Here is a 15,333-nt window from a genome sequence, read left to right as displayed (position 1 = left end):
CGTTCAGGCCGCGATTTCGAGCTCTCTGCCGACTGGACTGGCGACGGCGTCCGGTGCTGGCAGAAGCCGGAAGAGCTCGCGAGCCAGGTAGCGCTTCAGGCACCGGATGATCTCTCGCTTCGACATGCCCTCGGCTGTGCGGCGGGCTACGTAGTCGATCGTCGGCTGGTGCCATCTCATGCGAACGATGACAACGCGATACAGCGCTGCGTTGGCCTGGCGGTTCCCACCGCGGTACAGGCGGTGTCGGTTGTTGGTCTTGCCTGATCCGGCTGGGATCGGGCACGCACCGCACATCTTGGCGAATGCCGCCTCGGACTTGATCCGGTTGGCGTTGTCGCCGGCGGTGATCAGCATCTGCGCGGCGGTGTCGTAGCCGACGCCGACGGCCTCGACGAGCTGGGGCGCCGCGGCTGCCGTGAGGGCCTTCAGCGATGCGGCGTGTGCCTTGGCCTCCTCGTGCAACGCGAGCCAACGCTTCGCCATCGATGAGAGCACGTGCCGCATCGCAGCGTCGGGGTCGCCAGGCACGACCACAGCGGGCGCTCCACGCCGGACGGGCGGCAGAGGAGCCGGGCCTTCCAGTGCCGCGCACGCGGTGATCAGCTTGTGGTCGGTGAGCTTCTCCAGCTCGGCACGAAGTGCTTCGCTCCCGGTCGCGAGGGTCGCCTTGAGCGTGATCATCGCGGTGGTGCGCGCCTGAACGGCACCGTCGTAGGCGATCTTGACCAGCCTGATCATCTCGACCGCGCCGTCGGCGGTCTTGGGTGTCGACAGCCCGTGTCCAGCGAGGAGTTGGCGTGCGGCGTGCTCGGCGTCGATGGTGTCGTTCTTGCCTGCGAGTCGGCGTTCCACCGCGCGTGCGGGCCGGGCGATCTCGTGGACGTCGTGGCCGTGGTTGCGCAGGTAGCGAGCCAGACCGACTCCGTAGGAGCCGGTGCCCTCGATGCCGAACCCGATCAGGCGACCGGCGGGCCCGACGAATGCCAGGCAGAAGGCGAGGAGCTCCTCGAAGCCGGCGATGGTGGTGGGCACGATGATGTCGCCGAGTCGACCGCCAAGGCCGTCGATCGCGACGGCGACGTGGTTGTCCTTGTGGGTGTCGACGCCGACGATGACATCGTCGCGGCGAAGCTGCATGCTGGGCATCGGGCTGTGGATCCTCTCTCGCATTTTCCGGGCGGGCTGTCCATGGCTCAGCTGGCCGGAGTGGGCGGACAGGACTGCGATGAGACCCTGGTCGAGTCAGGCTCCTATCAGGTCACTGCCCACCCGGCCAGCAGCCTGGTGAACGCCACCACCCGAGGCCGACACGTCAACGCGAGGGCACCCGCAGGGCCGGTCATAAGCAAGGGTCAGACCCCAGGGGGTGGCGCAGACAGGATGCTCGCAGTCATACGAATCGCCACGCGACCCGACGGACGCGACGGCCTCGACTTCGGCGAGCCGCTCGGTGTAGCGAATCGCTCGATACTGGACTCCGCGGTCGCTGGGTCAGTGCAGAGCATGTGGCGCTGGCGGCCTGGGCAGACGCCATCCTCATCGCGCCGTGCACCGCCAACACACTCTCCAGCGTGGCGCACGGGCGTTGCGACAACCTTCTGACAGCCACCGTCACGTGCGCCGAGCTCCCGGTGGTCCTCGTGCCCAACATGAACAGTCGAATGTGGTCCAATCCGGCCGTGCACCGCTGCGTCGAGACGGTTCGCTCGGACGGTCACATCGTTGTCGACATGGAGGACAGCCTCGCCTACGAGTTCGGGACGCGCGAGACGCATCTTGACCTCGCCATGGCAGGACCTGAAGTGGTTGTTGATCATGTTCGCCGCGCCGTGACGAGCCGCCGCGTCAGCGCGAGTTGAGGCCTGGCCAGCCTTCGCGGGGCAGCTCCCGGTGTCGTATGCACTTGTAGTGACGACCCGTCTGGACCCAAGGTCACGCGCCGGCGCCACAACGTCCCAGTCAGAACTTGGCGGTTATTCGCCCGACCCTGCGCGTCGAGACGTGTAGGGCAGCGCCCGATCTCTCAGCCGCGACAAGGGCACGATGCGCACGTTAACTCGTGAGCGGCGGTTCGACGCAGCTCGCATGCGACCCGGTGGTCAGCGGCTCAGTCGACGTCGGGCGGCGCTACCCGTCCCACAGGACGAACGGCTTGCGGTACATCGCACGGCGCTGGGGCCCGGAACTGCAGCGGACGGCATTGGGGCGATGGCGAAGCCTTCGCCCCCCCACGTGTCTGGGCGGCTGAACCAGACGGTAGGCGGTGGGGGTGTTTGTGTGGCCGGAGTAGTTGGCCACTCGGCTCACGAGTGGGCGGCGGTCTGTTCACCCCGCCACACCCAGACCGTCAGCGTAGTGAGGAGGGCCATGACCGCGACGGTCAAGGAGCCGGTGCTCGGCGGCCGTAGCAGGACCGCCCAGGCCAGGGGGGCGCTTCTCTCGTCCAGCCCGTAGAGCCAGGTCGCCCCGGTGACGAGCACCGGCGCAATCCACGACGTCTGAACGCCGAAGAGGGTGGCGGAACCCGCGGCGAGCGCGACCGACAACGCCGTGTTGCGCAGACCGGCGTCGACGGGCCGATCGATCAGCGCGCACGCGACCGTGGCAACGACGATCGCGGTCAGCGCGATCACCACCGCGGTCGCCGCCCGCAGCTGCCACGGCCGGCGCGGCAGAGCGGCGGCGAGCGCCGCACCCGGACTGCTCAGCGCCGCCGGCAGTGCCGCCCCGAGGAGGGCCAGCACAGCTGGCCACGCCTCCCCGCGGACGCCCCCTCGGAGGGGCACGTCGATCGGGTCGGCTGGCAAGAGCACCGCGCCTGCGACGACCAGGACGGCCCCGAGACCGAGATGCCACCAGCGGTGACTCCGGGCGAGCGCGACTGGGACCGTGATCATGGTCGACAATCGATCTCGTCGAGCGCAGCCTTGGCCGCCGAGCGGGTGACTGGCTTCTGGTCCGGCGACACCTGACCGCCGGCGCCGTAGGAGAGGTACGCGACGACCGTATCGATCTTCCCGAACGGCGGGGGGTTCCAATCCCGCGAGCAGGGGAGGGAGGACTCCAGGACCTTGAAAGCAAGCGCGGGCAGCTGATGGTCCAGCCCGAAGTAGCCTCCCTCGGGCCGGTCCGCGCCGACGATCTGTCGGAACTCGCTCGGCACGTGGGGGAGGCCGAGCGCGGTGAGCTCGTCGGCGTACCCCGAGACTCGAGGCGCGAAGTAGTTGAGCTCGTCCTCGTACTCACGAGTCACGCAGACGCTCGGCGTGTCGCCCGCGCACACCCAGGTCACGCTGGCCTCCTCGAACCGAGTGTCGCCGCTGCTCCCGAGCCAGAGGGTGGCGCCCGCCATCGCCGTCCACAGCGCGACGCCAGCGAGCAGTCGGGAGGAGGCGCGCCACCCGTACACGCTCACCGCGATGAGCAGCACGCCGAGGAGCCCCAACCAGACCGCCTGGGCGGTGACGACCTCCATCCGCTGCCGGAGTCCGATCAGCAGAAGACTTGCGCCACCGAAGTCGCTGAAGAGGCGGCTCGCCACCTGGCGCTCGAGCACCTCGTAGCCGTACACCACCAACATCGCCAGAGGAGCCGCTAGCAACGAGCCGCTCCCCAGCCGGGACAGCAGGGCTCCGAAGCCGCTGGCCGCCACGAACGCCGCCAGGACGACGACGGTCGGTGCGGGGTTCGGCGCTCCCGGAACCCCGCGCGACAGGTCGACGACAATCACGCCGGCGAGGAATGCTAGGTGGACGATCGAGAAGACGCCGGCGTTCGCCAGCACCGGACCAGCCAGCGCCCGCAACCCCCCGTCGGGCAGGGGTCGGATCATTTCCTGCTGCCGGATCACCGAGGAGTACCCGGCCGCGGCCACCCCGGCTGCGAGTGGTGCCAACAGGACGTAAACGCCATTGACCACGTCGAGCGTGGTGGTCCATTGGATCCCCACAAGCCTGGGCCGGCGGTGGTTCGCGTACTCCACCGCGAGGATCAGCGGGATGGTCCAAAGACAAGCGAAAGGGATCAGTTGTCGCGTCCGGCTCCGGACCAGCCTCAGCATTGGCCCGAGATCCCTTCGTTGATCGTGCGCAGGAAGCCCTGCTCAATCGCACGCGAGCCGCCGACGTCGTCCCAGGAACGCTCGCCCAACTCGGCCGGCGAGCCGTCAAAGGCGATCCGCCCGGCGTGAAGCACCAGCACGGTCGACGCGACGTCGGCCACGTCCTCGAGCAGGTGGGTGCTTAGGAGCACGCAGCGGCTCTCGGCGAACTCGGCTAAGACCCGGCGGAAGTGGTGCCGCTGTTCTGGATCCAGTCCGACAGTCGGCTCATCGAGGATGAGCAAGGCGGGCTCGTGAACGATGGCCGAGGCGAGCATCGCTCGCTGGCGTTCTCCGCCGGAGAGGGTCGACAGCCGGCGGCCCGCCATCCGGGTGGTGTCAGTCCGCTCCAGTGCCCGCTTCACCGCACCTTGGCGTGTGCGTCGCGGTAGCCGGCGCAGCCAGGCGAAGTACTCGACGAACTCGGCAACGTTGAGGGAACCCGTCCAGCTAGCTTCCTGTGGCAGGTAGCCGAGGGACGATCGGATCGTCCTCAGTGCAGTCGTCGATGCGGCGTCGCGTCCAAGCACCTCAACAGTTCCGGCTGCGGGCTGCGTCACGGTCGCCAGCAGGTTCAGGACCGTGGTCTTCCCGGACCCGTTCACCCCCAGTAGGGCGGTCACTCCTACCGACGGGACGGTGAGGTCGATGCCGGTCAGGACAGGCCGGTCGCGGTATGCGAACGAGACGGCGCCGAGCCGCGCAGCGGTCGACGCCGTCTCGCCGGAGTGGTGGTGTGTCACGGCTCCAGGTATCCGGCGCTGTCACACGCATCGGGCTCGTTGTTCTGGTCCTCGCACACCTTGGCGTTCACCCGCCAACGAGACACGTTGGCGTCGGACTCGCGCAGGTAGCTGGTGCGCCAGCCGTAGGCCGTGCCGTACCGGTCAGTCTGGTCCTCGTTGGTCCACGCCCAGGTGTAATAGGTGCAGCACCGGGGCGCGGTGATCTTGTCCCAGGCCTGCTGGACGGCCACTCCGTAGGCGCCGTCACCGTCGGCGCGGACATCGCGGAAGCGAATGTTCTCGGTGATCGTCCTGCCGTTGCCGGTGCCTTCGTAGTAGATGGAGCCGCCGCTGGATTCCGCGACTTCCTGGCTGCCCTCGTAGGCGTGCAATGAGCCGAAGTAGGCCGTGGCATGCGCGGCAGGAGCCGTTGCCACCGCTGCCGCCCCGAGGGCTGCCAGTGTGATGCCGACCTTCTTGAAGCGGTGAGCAGGTGTACTTGTCATGATTCCCCCGTTCAGTTGGTCGCCGCAGCGTACGTCGGTCGTGACGCCGAAACAGTCAATGGCTGTCTCATATTCATGCAGTGCACGAAAGAGAGGTCGCCGTCGACTGAAGCCTCCTGATCGTTTGTGCCACGTCGCCTATCACGGGGTCGTCCGCAGTCTCGCCGGGCTTCGTTCTCGCTCATCTCGGGCTCTCAAGACGTTCCGCCAGCCGAACGTCGTATGGCTCGCCGCTACGGCCCAGTGCCGGCCACGGCGCGCGTTCGCCATTCGCCGCAGGGGATCCCCAATCGGTGACGCACGCGACCGAAGCGGGTGTCGCCGTTGGACGGGGTCTGACCGGGGCCAAGAAGCGATCGGAACATCGCGGCAGCCTTGGCCACTCGCGGCCTCTCGGCGGCCTTGGGGGATGAGGGCGGTCAAACGGGCCGCCACCGTCCCAGGAGAAGACCATGGCTGCCACCATCACCCGCAAGCTCGTGTCGCTGACCGACGCGGCCGACATCCTCGCGGTCTCGACGAAGACCGTGCGCCGCTACATCGCCGACGGGCACCTCGAGGCCGTACGGCTCGGGCGCAAGACGTTGCGGATCAAGCTCGACTCGATCGAGAGGTTCATCGACGCTCGACCGGTCGGCGGGTGGCGCCGGGCTGGGTGAGTGTCCGAACGTGCCCAGAAGGGCCCGCTGGCTGTTCCTCGTATGTTCCTCGAAATCAAGTCGAGGCCCTCGAAAGGGCCTCTGACCTGCGGTTTCTCTGTGGGCGATACTGGGTTTGAACCAGTGACCTCTTCCGTGTCAAGGAAGCGCGCTACCACTGCGCCAATCGCCCTAGAGCAACAAGGGTCCCACATGTGGGACCGATGGTGTTCGAGGTGGAGACGGGATTTGAACCCGTGTAGACGGATTTGCAGTCCGTTGCCTCGCCTCTCGGCCACTCCACCGTGGAGGCCAAACCGTGAGAGAGACCTCTCCGAGCGGACGACGAGGCTCGAACTCGCGACCTCAACCTTGGCAAGGTTGCGCTCTACCAACTGAGCTACGTCCGCTTGTCTCTCCGCTTCCCGGTGGCCCGGGCCGCGGCGACGTGAGAACAGTAGCCGATGCCCCCGGACGTGCAAAATCGGGTCCTGGGGGCGGCGTTTCGTGCCGGAAACACCCGCATGGAGCCCTTCTAGAGTGGCTTCATGCGCGCCTGGATGAACGGTGAACTGCTGCCCGATGCGACCTCTCCGGCGCTTCGGGTCTCCGACCACGGCTTCACCGTGGGCGACGGGGTCTTCGAGACGGTGAAGGTCGTCGAGGGCCGGCCGTTCGCCCTCAGGCTGCACCTCGAGCGCCTGGCGCGCTCGGCGGCCGGGCTCGGCCTGCCCGAGCTCGACCAGGACGCCGTACGCCGGGGCGTGGCCGCCGTCCTCGACGGTCCCGGGCTGGTCCTGGGCCGGCTGCGGATCACCTACACCGGCGGCCCGGCCCCACTCGGCTCCGCACGAGGGGACCAGCCGCCGACCTTGGTGGTGGTGGGCGACGCGATGTCGCCGACGCCGGCGACGACCCGGGTCGCCACCGTGCCGTGGCCGCGCAACGAGCGGGGCGCGCTGACCGGCCTCAAGACCACGTCGTACGCCGAGAACGTCGTGGCGCTCGCCGAGGCGGCGCGCCGGGGAGCGAGTGAGGCGGTCTTCGCGAACCTGGCCGGGCAGCTGTGTGAGGGCACCGGCTCCAACGTCTTCTACGTCGTCGACGGCGAGGTCCGCACACCGACGCTCGCGAGCGGTTGCCTCGCGGGCGTGACGAGGGCGCTGGTCCTCGACTGGTGCGGTGGCGTCGAGGTCGACGAGCCGCTGGCGGAGGTCGCCCGCGCCACCGAGATCTTCCTGACCTCGACCACGCGTGACGTGCAGGGCGTGGCGGCCTGGGACGAGCGCGAGCTGCCCGCCCCGGGGCCGGTCACCCGTGAGTTCGCCGAGACCTGGCGCCGGCGCGAGCCGGAGCTGCTCGGCATCGACCTCCGCTAGTCCGACCGGGAGCCGAGCAGCCCGGTGAGCATCGCGTCGACGTCCAGCTGGTCGGACTCGGTGCCCAGCGGGACGACCGCGAGCGTGCGGGTCAGGAACCGGTAGACCTCGTGCGTGTGCGCCTGGGCCACCAGCCGGCCGGCGGGGGAGCGGAACTCCAGCACCACGACCGCCCGGCCCTCGTGGTCGATGCTCGGCCACATCTCGAGGTCACCCGCGCCGGCGGGGTCGGTGAGCCCCTTGAGCAGCGTCTGGCGGCACATGGCCCACCGGATGTCGCCCTGGGCCGAGGGGAAGGTGATCCAGACGGCGAACGGGTCCTCGGGGTCGTAGCCGAAGGAGGCCACGAGCTCGACGCCGCGCCCCTTGGCGTCGATGCACTGCAGCGTCAGCTCCTGCGAGAGTGCCTTCAGACCCGGCTTGTGGCTCACGTGCGGTTCCCCGTCCTGCCCTGACCGCCCCCCTGGTCGGTCTGCTGAGTCGACGGTGCCCCCTGGCGATGGTGGCGCGACAGGGACCTTGGGCCCGGAATGTGAGTCCGACAGCGCCATGCGCTAAAGTCCGTGACCGCACCGCGGGCCCCGCCCGCGGCCCGCGACCGGGGCGATTGGCGCAGTGGTAGCGCGCTTCGTTCACACCGAAGAGGTCACTGGTTCGAACCCAGTATCGCCCACCGAACTACCGCAGGTCAGAGCCATGATCGGCCGACCTGGCCCCGTGTCCGGAAGCCCCTTGGCGCCGCCCGGTCCGTGGCACATCCGCACCGCCGAGCCCGCCGGGGACTTCTCCTCCCGGGAGGATCAGCCGGATTGCGCTGCGACGCCCGCGCTGGCCCGTGGTCGCGGACTCGTGCGGCGAACCGGACAACAAGTGCGGGTCGACAGGCGTCTTCACCTCCGGGGACACCCCGATCAGCAGACTGCCTAGAGGACCGGTCGTGGGACGCATCTCGTGCGCCATGCTCGCGCTGTTCGTGCTCGTTGCTTCGATGAGCCTCGAGGCCTGTGGCTCCGACGGGGCCGCTGAGCCGGCGTCCGCCGCGCCCACCACGCGGGCTCCGCTCTCGCCTTCCTCGACTACGCAGCGGACCGGCGACACCTTGCCGCCGTCGTCCGGCACGTCAGCGGCCGAAGCATTCACGAGGTTCGCCGGAGGCGGCCGCCCAGCCGTCCCGTGGGCGGCTGCAGTCGTCTATCGCATCAGCGGCGAGCAGGTGGCACGGTTTGGTCCCGACGTCGCCGATCGCCCTGAGACCTGGGACGGCTGCCCGGAACGGACGACGACGTACGAAGGACGAGACTGCCCCGTGTCGCCGCTCGGCACAATTGCGAGCTTGAGCCAAGACGGCGGTCATGTCGTCTACTCGACCGAGACCCCGACCGCTGTCGGCTGCAACAGCTACCGGCCGCCGGCCGCCGACGCCGGAACGACGGTCTGGATCCGACCCCAAGAGGAGCGCCGCGACTGCTTCTCCGACTTCGCGGTGGCGGTGGCGCTCGACGGATCCGGCAGGGTCGTGTCGGTCGACCTCGCGCTGAGCGGCCCCTGATCGCGATCCGGTGGCCGGGGGAGAACCGCCCGCGCCTGCCGCGCGGACAGCGCGCGCTGCGGCCGTCTGGATCCGGCAGCCGTGATCCGGGCGGTCAGGCTCAGGGGTACTGCCCGGCCGGCTCGGCCGGGCTGCCCGGTGGGCCCTGCTCGGAGCCGAGGACGACCGCGGTCGCCACGTGCCGCCAGGCCACCACCAGCGTCGTCGTCTCCTCCGAGCCGGGGTCGACCACCTGGACGTGCGTGGTCTCGTCGCGACCCACCCGGTCGATCTCCTCCTTGACCTCGGCCACGGCGCCATCGGCGATGCGCCAGCGCTGGGTCCAACCGACGCCGTAGAGCATCAGGTACGCCATCGCATCCTCCTTGACCTCGGGCTTGTCGTCGGGCTTGTCGTCGGGCTCAGCTCGAGGGGTGCTCGTCGTCCCATCTCGCCAGGTCCGCCTCATCGTCACGCTCGAGCTCGAGCCCACCCGCGGCGTGGACGCGCCGCGCGGCCTCGACCGGGTCGGTGTCGCTGGGGACGACGACCAGCCTGAGGCGACGCCCGGACGCCACGCTGAGCACCATCAGGTGGGTGTCGTCGCTCGCGAACGAGCCCGCCTGCACCCACCCGCGCCGGGCGCGGATCCGCGACACGCCCCGACCGCCGACCGTCGGGCTGTCCCAGTCCGGCCGGGAGAACAGGAGGCGATCGACCTGGCCCGCCTCGGGCGGGAAGTTGTCGACCAGGTCCGCGGCCTCGGCCTGGAGATCGCGGGACTGCGGCCACCAGGCGCCGTCGACGTGCTCGGCGCCGGTCGGGTTGCGGAGCCGGAGTCGCAACGGCTCTCGCACGGGAAGCGTGCCGGAGTGCGCTGTCGGTGACGTCGCCATGACGCCCGCCCTTCATTCCTGCCCCGCAACTCCGCGAGCTGGCCGGCAGGTCGGTTGATCCCGAGCCTACCCGCAGGGTGCTCGGTGGCAGCGGCCGTCGAGGGCCGTCGAGGGGGCGGGAGGCCGTCCGCGACCGACGACGGAATGATCGGACCGGCGCCGCCGTTCTGCCTTCCATGACAACCATCGGACTGATCGGAAGCGGACACATCGGCAGCACCGTCGCGCGCCTCGCGGTGAATGCGGGACACGACGTGGTGCTCAGCAACAGTCGCGGCCCCGAGACGCTGGCGGACCTGGTGGACGAGCTGGGCGAGCACGCCCGCGCGGCCACCGCCGCGGAGGCGGCCGAGGCCGGCGAGATCGTCGTGGTGACGATCCCGCTGAAGAACTACCGGCAGGTGCCGGTCGAGCCGTTGCGCGGCAAGGTGGTGATCGACACCAACAACTACTACCCGCAGCGCGACGGCCACATCGCCGAGCTCGACGAGGAGTCGACGACCACCGCCGAGATGCTGCAGGCCCACCTGCCGGACTCGCACGTGGTGAAGGCCTTCAACAACATCTACTTCGGTCACCTGCTCGAGCTCGCCCGTCCCGCCGACAGCCCGGAGCGCAGCGTGCTCGCCATCGCCGGTGACGACGACGACGCGAAGCAGACCGTGACCGGCTTCCTCGACAGCATCGGCTACGACGCGTACGACGTGGGCCCGCTCGCCGAGGGCTGGCGCTACCAGCGCGACACCGCGGCGTACGCCACCCTCTACGACGGCGGCGACGGCAGCACCTGGCCGCCCACCCAGCCGCGCCAGGTGACCGCGGACTTCCTCCAGGAGAAGCTGGCGGAGGCGAAGCGGTACCGCGACATGTGAGCGCCGCACGACCAAGGGGCGCTCCGGGCGGAAACCCGAGCGCGTCGGGAACGGACCGGTCGATACGATCGACCGGTCCGTTCCGCATCAGCGGAGCTACCACTGCAAGGAGCACTCCTGTGTCCGACATCAAGGTCGTCCTCGCCCACGCCGACGCGCGCGAGGAGAAGACCGTGACGACGGGCACCAAGGCGTGGGAGCTCTTCGCGGGCGACGACTCGGTCATCGCCGCGCGGGTCGGTGGCGTGCTGAAGGACCTGGCGTACGAGGTCGGCGACGGCGACGAGGTCGAGGGTGTCGCCATCGACAGCGCCGACGGCCGCGACATCCTGCGGCACTCGACCGCCCACGTGATGGCCCAGGCCGTGCAGCAGCTCTGGCCCGAGGCGCGGCTCGGCATCGGCCCGCCGATCGAGAACGGCTTCTACTACGACTTCGACGTCGAGACGCCCTTCGTGCCCGAGGACCTCGCGAAGATCGAGACCGCGATGCGCAAGATCATCAAGGAGAATCAGCGGTTCTCCCGCCGACCGGTCTCCGACCACGACGCGATCGCGGAGCTCAAGGACGAGCCCTACAAGGTCGAGCTGATCGGCCTGAAGGGCTCCGGCAAGGGCGAGGACGCCGCTGAGGGCGCCTCGGTCGAGGTCGGCGCCGGTGAGCTGACCATCTACGACAACATCCGCCGCAACGGCGACGTCGCGTGGAGCGACCTCTGCCGCGGGCCGCACCTGCCCACCACCAAGCGGATCCCGGCGTTCAAGCTGATGCGCAGCGCCGCGGCGTACTGGCGCGGCGACGAGAAGAACAAGCAGCTCCAGCGCATCTACGGCACCGCCTGGGAGACCAAGGAGGCGCTCGAGGAGCACCTGCACCGCATCGAGGAGGCCGAGCGCCGCGACCACCGCAAGCTCGGGCGCGAGCTCGACCTGTTCAGCTTCCCGGACGAGATCGGCTCGGGGCTGCCGGTCTTCCACCCCAAGGGGGGCGTGATCAAGCGCGTCATGGAGGACTACGTCCGCCAGCGCCACATCGAGGAGGGCTTCGAGTATGTCGGCACCCCCCACATCGCCAAGGAGGGGCTCTTCTACACCTCCGGGCACCTGCCCTACTACGGCGAGGGCATGTTCCCGGCCCTCGACGTCGACGGCATGGACTACCGCCTCAAGGCGATGAACTGCCCGATGCACAACCTCATCTTCCGTTCGCGGCAGCGCTCCTACCGCGAGCTGCCGCTGCGGCTCTTCGAGTTCGGGTCCGTCTACCGCCACGAGAAGTCCGGCGTGGTCCACGGCCTGACCCGCGTGCGCGGCTTCGCCCAGGACGACTCGCACTCCTACGTCACCCCGGAGCAGGCGCCCGCGGAGATCCAGCACCTGCTCGACTTCTGCCTCGGCCTGTTCCGCGACTTCGGGCTCGACGACTTCTACCTCGAGCTGTCCACCCGCGACGACTCCAAGCCCGACAAGTTCATCGGCTCCGACGAGGACTGGGAGCTGGCCACGTCGGTGCTGGCCAAGGTCGCCACCGACTCCGGTCTCGAGCTCGTGCCCGACCCGGGCGGGGCCGCCTACTACGGCCCGAAGATCTCGGTGCAGGCGCGGGACGCCATCGGTCGCACCTGGCAGATGTCGACCATCCAGTACGACTTCAACCAGCCGTCGGCCGACCGGTTCGACCTCGAGTACGTCGCCCAGGACGGCTCGCGCCAGCAGCCGGTGATGATCCACTCGGCCAAGTTCGGCTCCATCGAGCGGTTCATCGGTGTCCTCGTGGAGCACTACGCCGGGGCCTTCCCGCCCTGGTTGGCGCCGGTCCAGGTCCAGGGGATCCCCGTCGCCGAGCGGCACAACGACTACCTCTACGACCTCGCGCGGCAGATGAAGGCGCGTGGGCTGCGGGTGGAGGTCGACGACTCCGACGACCGGATGCAGAAGAAGATCCGCAACGCCCAGCTGCAGAAGGTGCCGTTCATGATCATCGCCGGCGACGACGACGTCGAGGCCGGTGCGGTCTCGTTCCGCTACCGCGACGGACACCAGGAGAACGGCGTCCCGGTCGCGGAGGCCATCGCCCGGGTGGTGGCGGCCGTGGAGTCCCGCGAGCAGGTCTGAGCCCCGAAGTCGCGGGAGGTCAGCGCAGCCGCTTGGTGTAGCGCCGGCACGGCGAGACGAAGGTCTCGCCGTGCGCGGTGACCTCGTAGGGCAGGTCGCCCTCGTCGGCCCAGCCACGCCGCTCGTAGAACCGCCGCGCCCGGGCGTTGCCCCCGACCACGGCCAGCCAGGCCACGTCGTACCCCGTCGCCGCGACCTGCCTCTCGGCCTCGTCGAGCAGCGCCGCGGCCAGCCCGCCGCCACGGTGCGCCCGGTCGACGAAGACCTGCTCGACCTCGTCGCCGACCACCATCACGAAGCCGGCGACCCGGTGGTCGACCACGGCCACCGTGGTGACTTCGACGGCGGCCGCGGCGCGGTCCCGGAAGGCCGCCAGCGTCCGAGCGGCGGTCAGGCCGTCGGGCACGTGGCCCGCGTGGCCGTCGTGCCAGCCGCGGTGCCAGACCTCGGCGACCTCGGCGGCGTCCTCGGGGGTCCCGGGGCGGAGCAGGGCGGTGTCCATGGGACCCACCGTAGTGAGCCTAGGATCGGCAGCCATGGAGGGCTACGAGGACGTCGACGAAGGCACGGTGCGCCAGGACGGGATCGGCGGACCCGACGGGCTCGACCGGCTGTGGACGCCGCACCGGATGGCCTACATCCGGGGTGAGAACAAGCCCGCGGACGACACCGCGGGGGAGTGCCCGTTCTGCCGGATCCCGCGGCTCGAGGACGCCGATGGGCTGGTCGTGCACCGAGGCGAGCTGGCGTACGCCGTGCTGAACCTCTACCCCTACGCCCCGGGGCACCTGCTGGTCTGCCCGTACCGGCACATCGCGGACTACACCGAGACGACCGACGCCGAGGCCGCGGAGATCAGCGACCTCACCCGCGAGGCGATGCGGGTGGTGCGGGCGGTCTCGGGGGCCAAGGGCTTCAACATCGGCATGAACCAGGGCTACATCGCCGGCGCCGGCATCGCCGCCCACCTGCACCAGCACGTGGTGCCCCGCTGGCCCGGCGACCAGAACTTCATGCCGATCATCGGCCGCACCAAGACCCTGCCCGAGCTGCTGGCCGACACCCGGGAACTGCTCGCGAAGGCGTGGGGGAGTGCCGGATGACCGGCTCGCTGCCGTCGTTGGCCGCGGATGCGGCGCTCGCCGGCGAGCTGGTCCGCGAGGCCGGCCGGCTCGCGGCCCGGATGCGCCGGGGCGGGCTCGAAGCCGAGCAGAAGACCTCGGTGTCGGACCTGGTCACCGACGCGGACCACGCGGCCGAGCGCCTCGTCGTGGAGCGCCTCGGCCGCGAACGGCCGGAGGACGGGATCCTGGGCGAGGAGGGCACCGACCGCACGAGCACCAGTGGCCGCTCCTGGGTGATCGACCCGGTCGACGGCACCTACAACTTCCACCGGGGCCTGAGCTGGTGGTGCTCGGCGATCGCCTTGGTGGACGGCGAGGACGTGCTCCTCGGGGCGATCTACCACCCTCACGACGACGTGCTGTTCGTCGGCGGCCCCCAGCTGCCGTCCACGCGCAACGGCGCCCCGATGGCCGCGCTGGTCGACGTCAGCCTGGGGGAGACGTGCGCGAGCACCTACCTGCACCCGCCGTACGACGACCACCCGCGGGTGGCGGCGTTCTCGCGGGTGGCGTCGAGGGTCGCCACCCTCCGGATGCTCGGCTCCGCCAGCATGGACGCCACCGCGATCGCGCAGGGCCAGCTGGGCGTGAGCTTCCAGCACGGGGTCGCCGACTGGGACCGGCTGCCCGGGGCGGCCATCATCCGCGGCGTCGGCGGGGTGGCCCGCCAGGTCGAGGCGGGCGGCGTGACCTGGTCGGTCGCCGGGGCGGCCACGGCCGTGGCCGAGGCGTGCGAGGCGCTGGCCGGACGCGGCTGACCGGGTGTGTCGGGTCGCGCACCCCGGTGCGCCCGCTCGTGGCTACCCTGCCGGCATGCTGGTCCGGCCCTACGAGCGCTCCGACCGGGCCCTCGTGGTGGCTCTGGGCGTGCACACCGAGGTGCGTTCGGTGGCGGAACTCCGTCTGGTCGACGGGCGGCTCGGGTGGTCCGAGTCGACACTCCCGACGCCCCGGACGAAGAGTCACGACCTGGCGGGGTATCTCGACGAGGCTCCGCCTCCGTGGAACGACGCGTTCGTCGCGGTCCGCGCTGGGCGCGTCATGGGCTTCACGGCGACCGCCCTCAGCGGGTGGAACCGGCGCCTGGTGCTGTTGCACATGTACGTCGACGCGGCGGCTCGGGGGCAGGGTGTCGGAACGGCGCTCCTCGGCGCGGCGATCGACAGCCACCGAGCCGCAGCCGCTCGACATGTCTGGCTCGAGACCCAGACGGACAACGTCCCGGCGATCCGGGCCTACGAGCGGATGGGCTTCCGCCTGGTCGGCCTCGACCAGACCATGTACGGCGACCACCCGGGCGCGGACACCGCGGTCTTCATGAGCCGGCCGATCGTCCGCCGCTCGACACGGTGACCGGACTGGTCCGACTTGGTGATTGCCGCAAGCCCAGGGCCGGACGCATCGTGGTGGGAGCGGCGGCGCCGCAGGGGTGTCGCCCCCGGTCCGAGG

At 70.1% G+C, this 15,333-nt stretch carries 18 protein-coding genes and 4 tRNA genes; 10 read left to right on the top strand and 12 right to left on the bottom strand.

The window, feature by feature from the left end; translation table 11 throughout:
• Positions 1 to 3: 3 nt before the first annotated feature.
• A complete protein-coding gene (locus tag BJZ21_RS11095; RefSeq protein ID WP_179663798.1) occupies positions 4 to 1,149 on the bottom strand; it encodes an IS110 family RNA-guided transposase in 1,146 nt (381 codons plus the stop codon).
• Positions 1,150 to 1,508: 359 nt separating this feature from the next.
• On the opposite strand from BJZ21_RS11095, the gene BJZ21_RS11090 reads away from it, so the two are divergent.
• Positions 1,509 to 1,862 (top strand): flavoprotein, encoded by a 354-nt coding sequence (locus tag BJZ21_RS11090; RefSeq protein WP_179663797.1) that lies wholly within the window; start codon positions 1,509 to 1,511, stop codon positions 1,860 to 1,862.
• Between the two features lie 444 nt (positions 1,863 to 2,306).
• Here the strand turns inward: BJZ21_RS11090 and BJZ21_RS11085 are convergent, their stop codons facing one another.
• The 4 genes from BJZ21_RS11085 to BJZ21_RS11070 form a co-directional block, all read right to left on the bottom strand.
• On the bottom strand, positions 2,307 to 2,747 hold the full coding sequence (locus BJZ21_RS11085) for a hypothetical protein (RefSeq protein ID WP_179663796.1): 441 nt from the start codon (positions 2,745 to 2,747) through the stop codon (positions 2,307 to 2,309).
• 149 nt (positions 2,748 to 2,896) lie between these two features.
• Entirely contained in the window at positions 2,897 to 4,063 is a 1,167-nt protein-coding gene (locus BJZ21_RS11080) for a hypothetical protein (RefSeq protein WP_179663795.1), read from the bottom strand.
• Positions 4,057 to 4,845, bottom strand: a complete 789-nt coding sequence (locus BJZ21_RS11075) for an ATP-binding cassette domain-containing protein (RefSeq protein ID WP_218851437.1) — start codon at positions 4,843 to 4,845, stop codon at positions 4,057 to 4,059. The genes BJZ21_RS11080 and BJZ21_RS11075 overlap by 7 nt, the downstream gene beginning before the upstream one ends.
• Positions 4,842 to 5,333: a hypothetical protein gene (locus tag BJZ21_RS11070; protein ID WP_179663794.1), complete on the bottom strand. Its 492-nt coding sequence runs from the start codon at positions 5,331 to 5,333 to the stop codon at positions 4,842 to 4,844. Before BJZ21_RS11070 ends, BJZ21_RS11075 begins: the two co-directional genes overlap by 4 nt.
• A gap of 452 nt (positions 5,334 to 5,785) precedes the next feature.
• Between BJZ21_RS11070 and BJZ21_RS11065 the strand changes: the two genes are divergently transcribed.
• Positions 5,786 to 5,992, top strand: a complete 207-nt coding sequence (locus BJZ21_RS11065; RefSeq protein ID WP_179663793.1) for a helix-turn-helix domain-containing protein — start codon at positions 5,786 to 5,788, stop codon at positions 5,990 to 5,992.
• A gap of 100 nt (positions 5,993 to 6,092) precedes the next feature.
• Here the strand turns inward: BJZ21_RS11065 and BJZ21_RS11060 are convergent.
• The 3 genes from BJZ21_RS11060 to BJZ21_RS11050 all read right to left on the bottom strand — a co-directional run bounded on the left by BJZ21_RS11060 (position 6,093) and on the right by BJZ21_RS11050 (position 6,381).
• A tRNA-Val gene (locus BJZ21_RS11060) sits at positions 6,093 to 6,164 on the bottom strand.
• 41 nt (positions 6,165 to 6,205) lie between these two features.
• Positions 6,206 to 6,276, bottom strand: a tRNA-Cys gene (locus tag BJZ21_RS11055).
• Positions 6,277 to 6,308: 32 nt separating this feature from the next.
• A tRNA-Gly gene (locus BJZ21_RS11050) sits at positions 6,309 to 6,381 on the bottom strand.
• A gap of 138 nt (positions 6,382 to 6,519) precedes the next feature.
• Between BJZ21_RS11050 and BJZ21_RS11045 the strand changes: the two genes are divergently transcribed.
• Positions 6,520 to 7,350: an aminotransferase class IV gene (locus BJZ21_RS11045; RefSeq protein ID WP_179663792.1), complete on the top strand. Its 831-nt coding sequence runs from the start codon at positions 6,520 to 6,522 to the stop codon at positions 7,348 to 7,350.
• On the opposite strand, the gene BJZ21_RS11040 is transcribed toward BJZ21_RS11045, so the two are convergent.
• Positions 7,347 to 7,781 carry an SsgA family sporulation/cell division regulator gene (locus tag BJZ21_RS11040; RefSeq protein ID WP_343052101.1) on the bottom strand — a complete coding sequence of 145 codons (435 nt, stop codon included), beginning with the start codon at positions 7,779 to 7,781 and terminating at the stop codon, positions 7,347 to 7,349. The two genes, BJZ21_RS11045 and BJZ21_RS11040, sit on opposite strands and share 4 nt — an antisense overlap.
• A 170-nt stretch (positions 7,782 to 7,951) precedes the next feature.
• Here BJZ21_RS11040 and BJZ21_RS11035 point away from each other — a divergent pair.
• Both BJZ21_RS11035 and BJZ21_RS11030 read left to right on the top strand, forming a co-directional pair.
• Positions 7,952 to 8,023: transfer RNA gene (locus BJZ21_RS11035), tRNA-Val, on the top strand.
• A 264-nt stretch (positions 8,024 to 8,287) separates the two neighbouring features.
• Positions 8,288 to 8,899: a hypothetical protein gene (locus tag BJZ21_RS11030; RefSeq protein WP_179663790.1), complete on the top strand. Its 612-nt coding sequence runs from the start codon at positions 8,288 to 8,290 to the stop codon at positions 8,897 to 8,899.
• A gap of 100 nt (positions 8,900 to 8,999) precedes the next feature.
• On the opposite strand, the gene BJZ21_RS11025 is transcribed toward BJZ21_RS11030, so the two are convergent.
• Positions 9,000 to 9,254, bottom strand: coding sequence for a hypothetical protein (locus BJZ21_RS11025; RefSeq protein WP_179663789.1), 255 nt, complete (start codon positions 9,252 to 9,254; stop codon positions 9,000 to 9,002).
• A 46-nt stretch (positions 9,255 to 9,300) separates the two neighbouring features.
• Positions 9,301 to 9,774, bottom strand: coding sequence for a DUF5994 family protein (locus BJZ21_RS11020; protein WP_179663788.1), 474 nt, complete (start codon positions 9,772 to 9,774; stop codon positions 9,301 to 9,303).
• Positions 9,775 to 9,851: 77 nt separating this feature from the next.
• Here BJZ21_RS11020 and BJZ21_RS11015 point away from each other — a divergent pair, with 77 nt between their 5' ends.
• Both BJZ21_RS11015 and thrS read left to right on the top strand, forming a co-directional pair.
• Positions 9,852 to 10,646 (top strand): NAD(P)-binding domain-containing protein, encoded by a 795-nt coding sequence (locus BJZ21_RS11015; RefSeq protein ID WP_179663787.1) that lies wholly within the window; start codon positions 9,852 to 9,854, stop codon positions 10,644 to 10,646.
• 119 nt (positions 10,647 to 10,765) lie between these two features.
• Positions 10,766 to 12,760 carry a threonine--tRNA ligase gene (gene thrS, locus BJZ21_RS11010; RefSeq protein ID WP_179663786.1) on the top strand — a complete coding sequence of 665 codons (1,995 nt, stop codon included), beginning with the start codon at positions 10,766 to 10,768 and terminating at the stop codon, positions 12,758 to 12,760.
• Positions 12,761 to 12,779: 19 nt separating this feature from the next.
• Here the strand turns inward: thrS and BJZ21_RS11005 are convergent, their stop codons facing one another.
• Positions 12,780 to 13,262, bottom strand: a complete 483-nt coding sequence (locus BJZ21_RS11005; RefSeq protein ID WP_179663785.1) for a GNAT family N-acetyltransferase — start codon at positions 13,260 to 13,262, stop codon at positions 12,780 to 12,782.
• A gap of 34 nt (positions 13,263 to 13,296) precedes the next feature.
• On the opposite strand from BJZ21_RS11005, the gene BJZ21_RS11000 reads away from it, so the two are divergent.
• The 3 genes from BJZ21_RS11000 to BJZ21_RS10990 are packed head-to-tail and all read left to right on the top strand — an operon-like array spanning position 13,297 to position 15,237.
• Complete coding sequence (locus BJZ21_RS11000; RefSeq protein WP_179663784.1) at positions 13,297 to 13,863, top strand: HIT family protein; 567 nt, start codon at positions 13,297 to 13,299, stop codon at positions 13,861 to 13,863.
• The gene (locus BJZ21_RS10995) at positions 13,860 to 14,642 is read left to right on the top strand and encodes an inositol monophosphatase family protein (protein WP_179663783.1); all 783 of its coding nucleotides are present in this window, start codon (positions 13,860 to 13,862) and stop codon (positions 14,640 to 14,642) included. Before BJZ21_RS11000 ends, BJZ21_RS10995 begins: the two co-directional genes overlap by 4 nt.
• Before the next feature lie 55 nt (positions 14,643 to 14,697).
• Positions 14,698 to 15,237 carry a GNAT family N-acetyltransferase gene (locus BJZ21_RS10990; protein ID WP_179663782.1) on the top strand — a complete coding sequence of 180 codons (540 nt, stop codon included), beginning with the start codon at positions 14,698 to 14,700 and terminating at the stop codon, positions 15,235 to 15,237.
• The last annotated feature ends 96 nt before the right edge of the window (positions 15,238 to 15,333 follow it).

The organism is Nocardioides panaciterrulae (genome assembly GCF_013409645.1).
GTDB classification, from domain to species: Bacteria; Actinomycetota; Actinomycetes; order Propionibacteriales; family Nocardioidaceae; genus Nocardioides; species Nocardioides panaciterrulae.
This window is presented reverse-complemented; position numbering and strand designations above follow the sequence as displayed.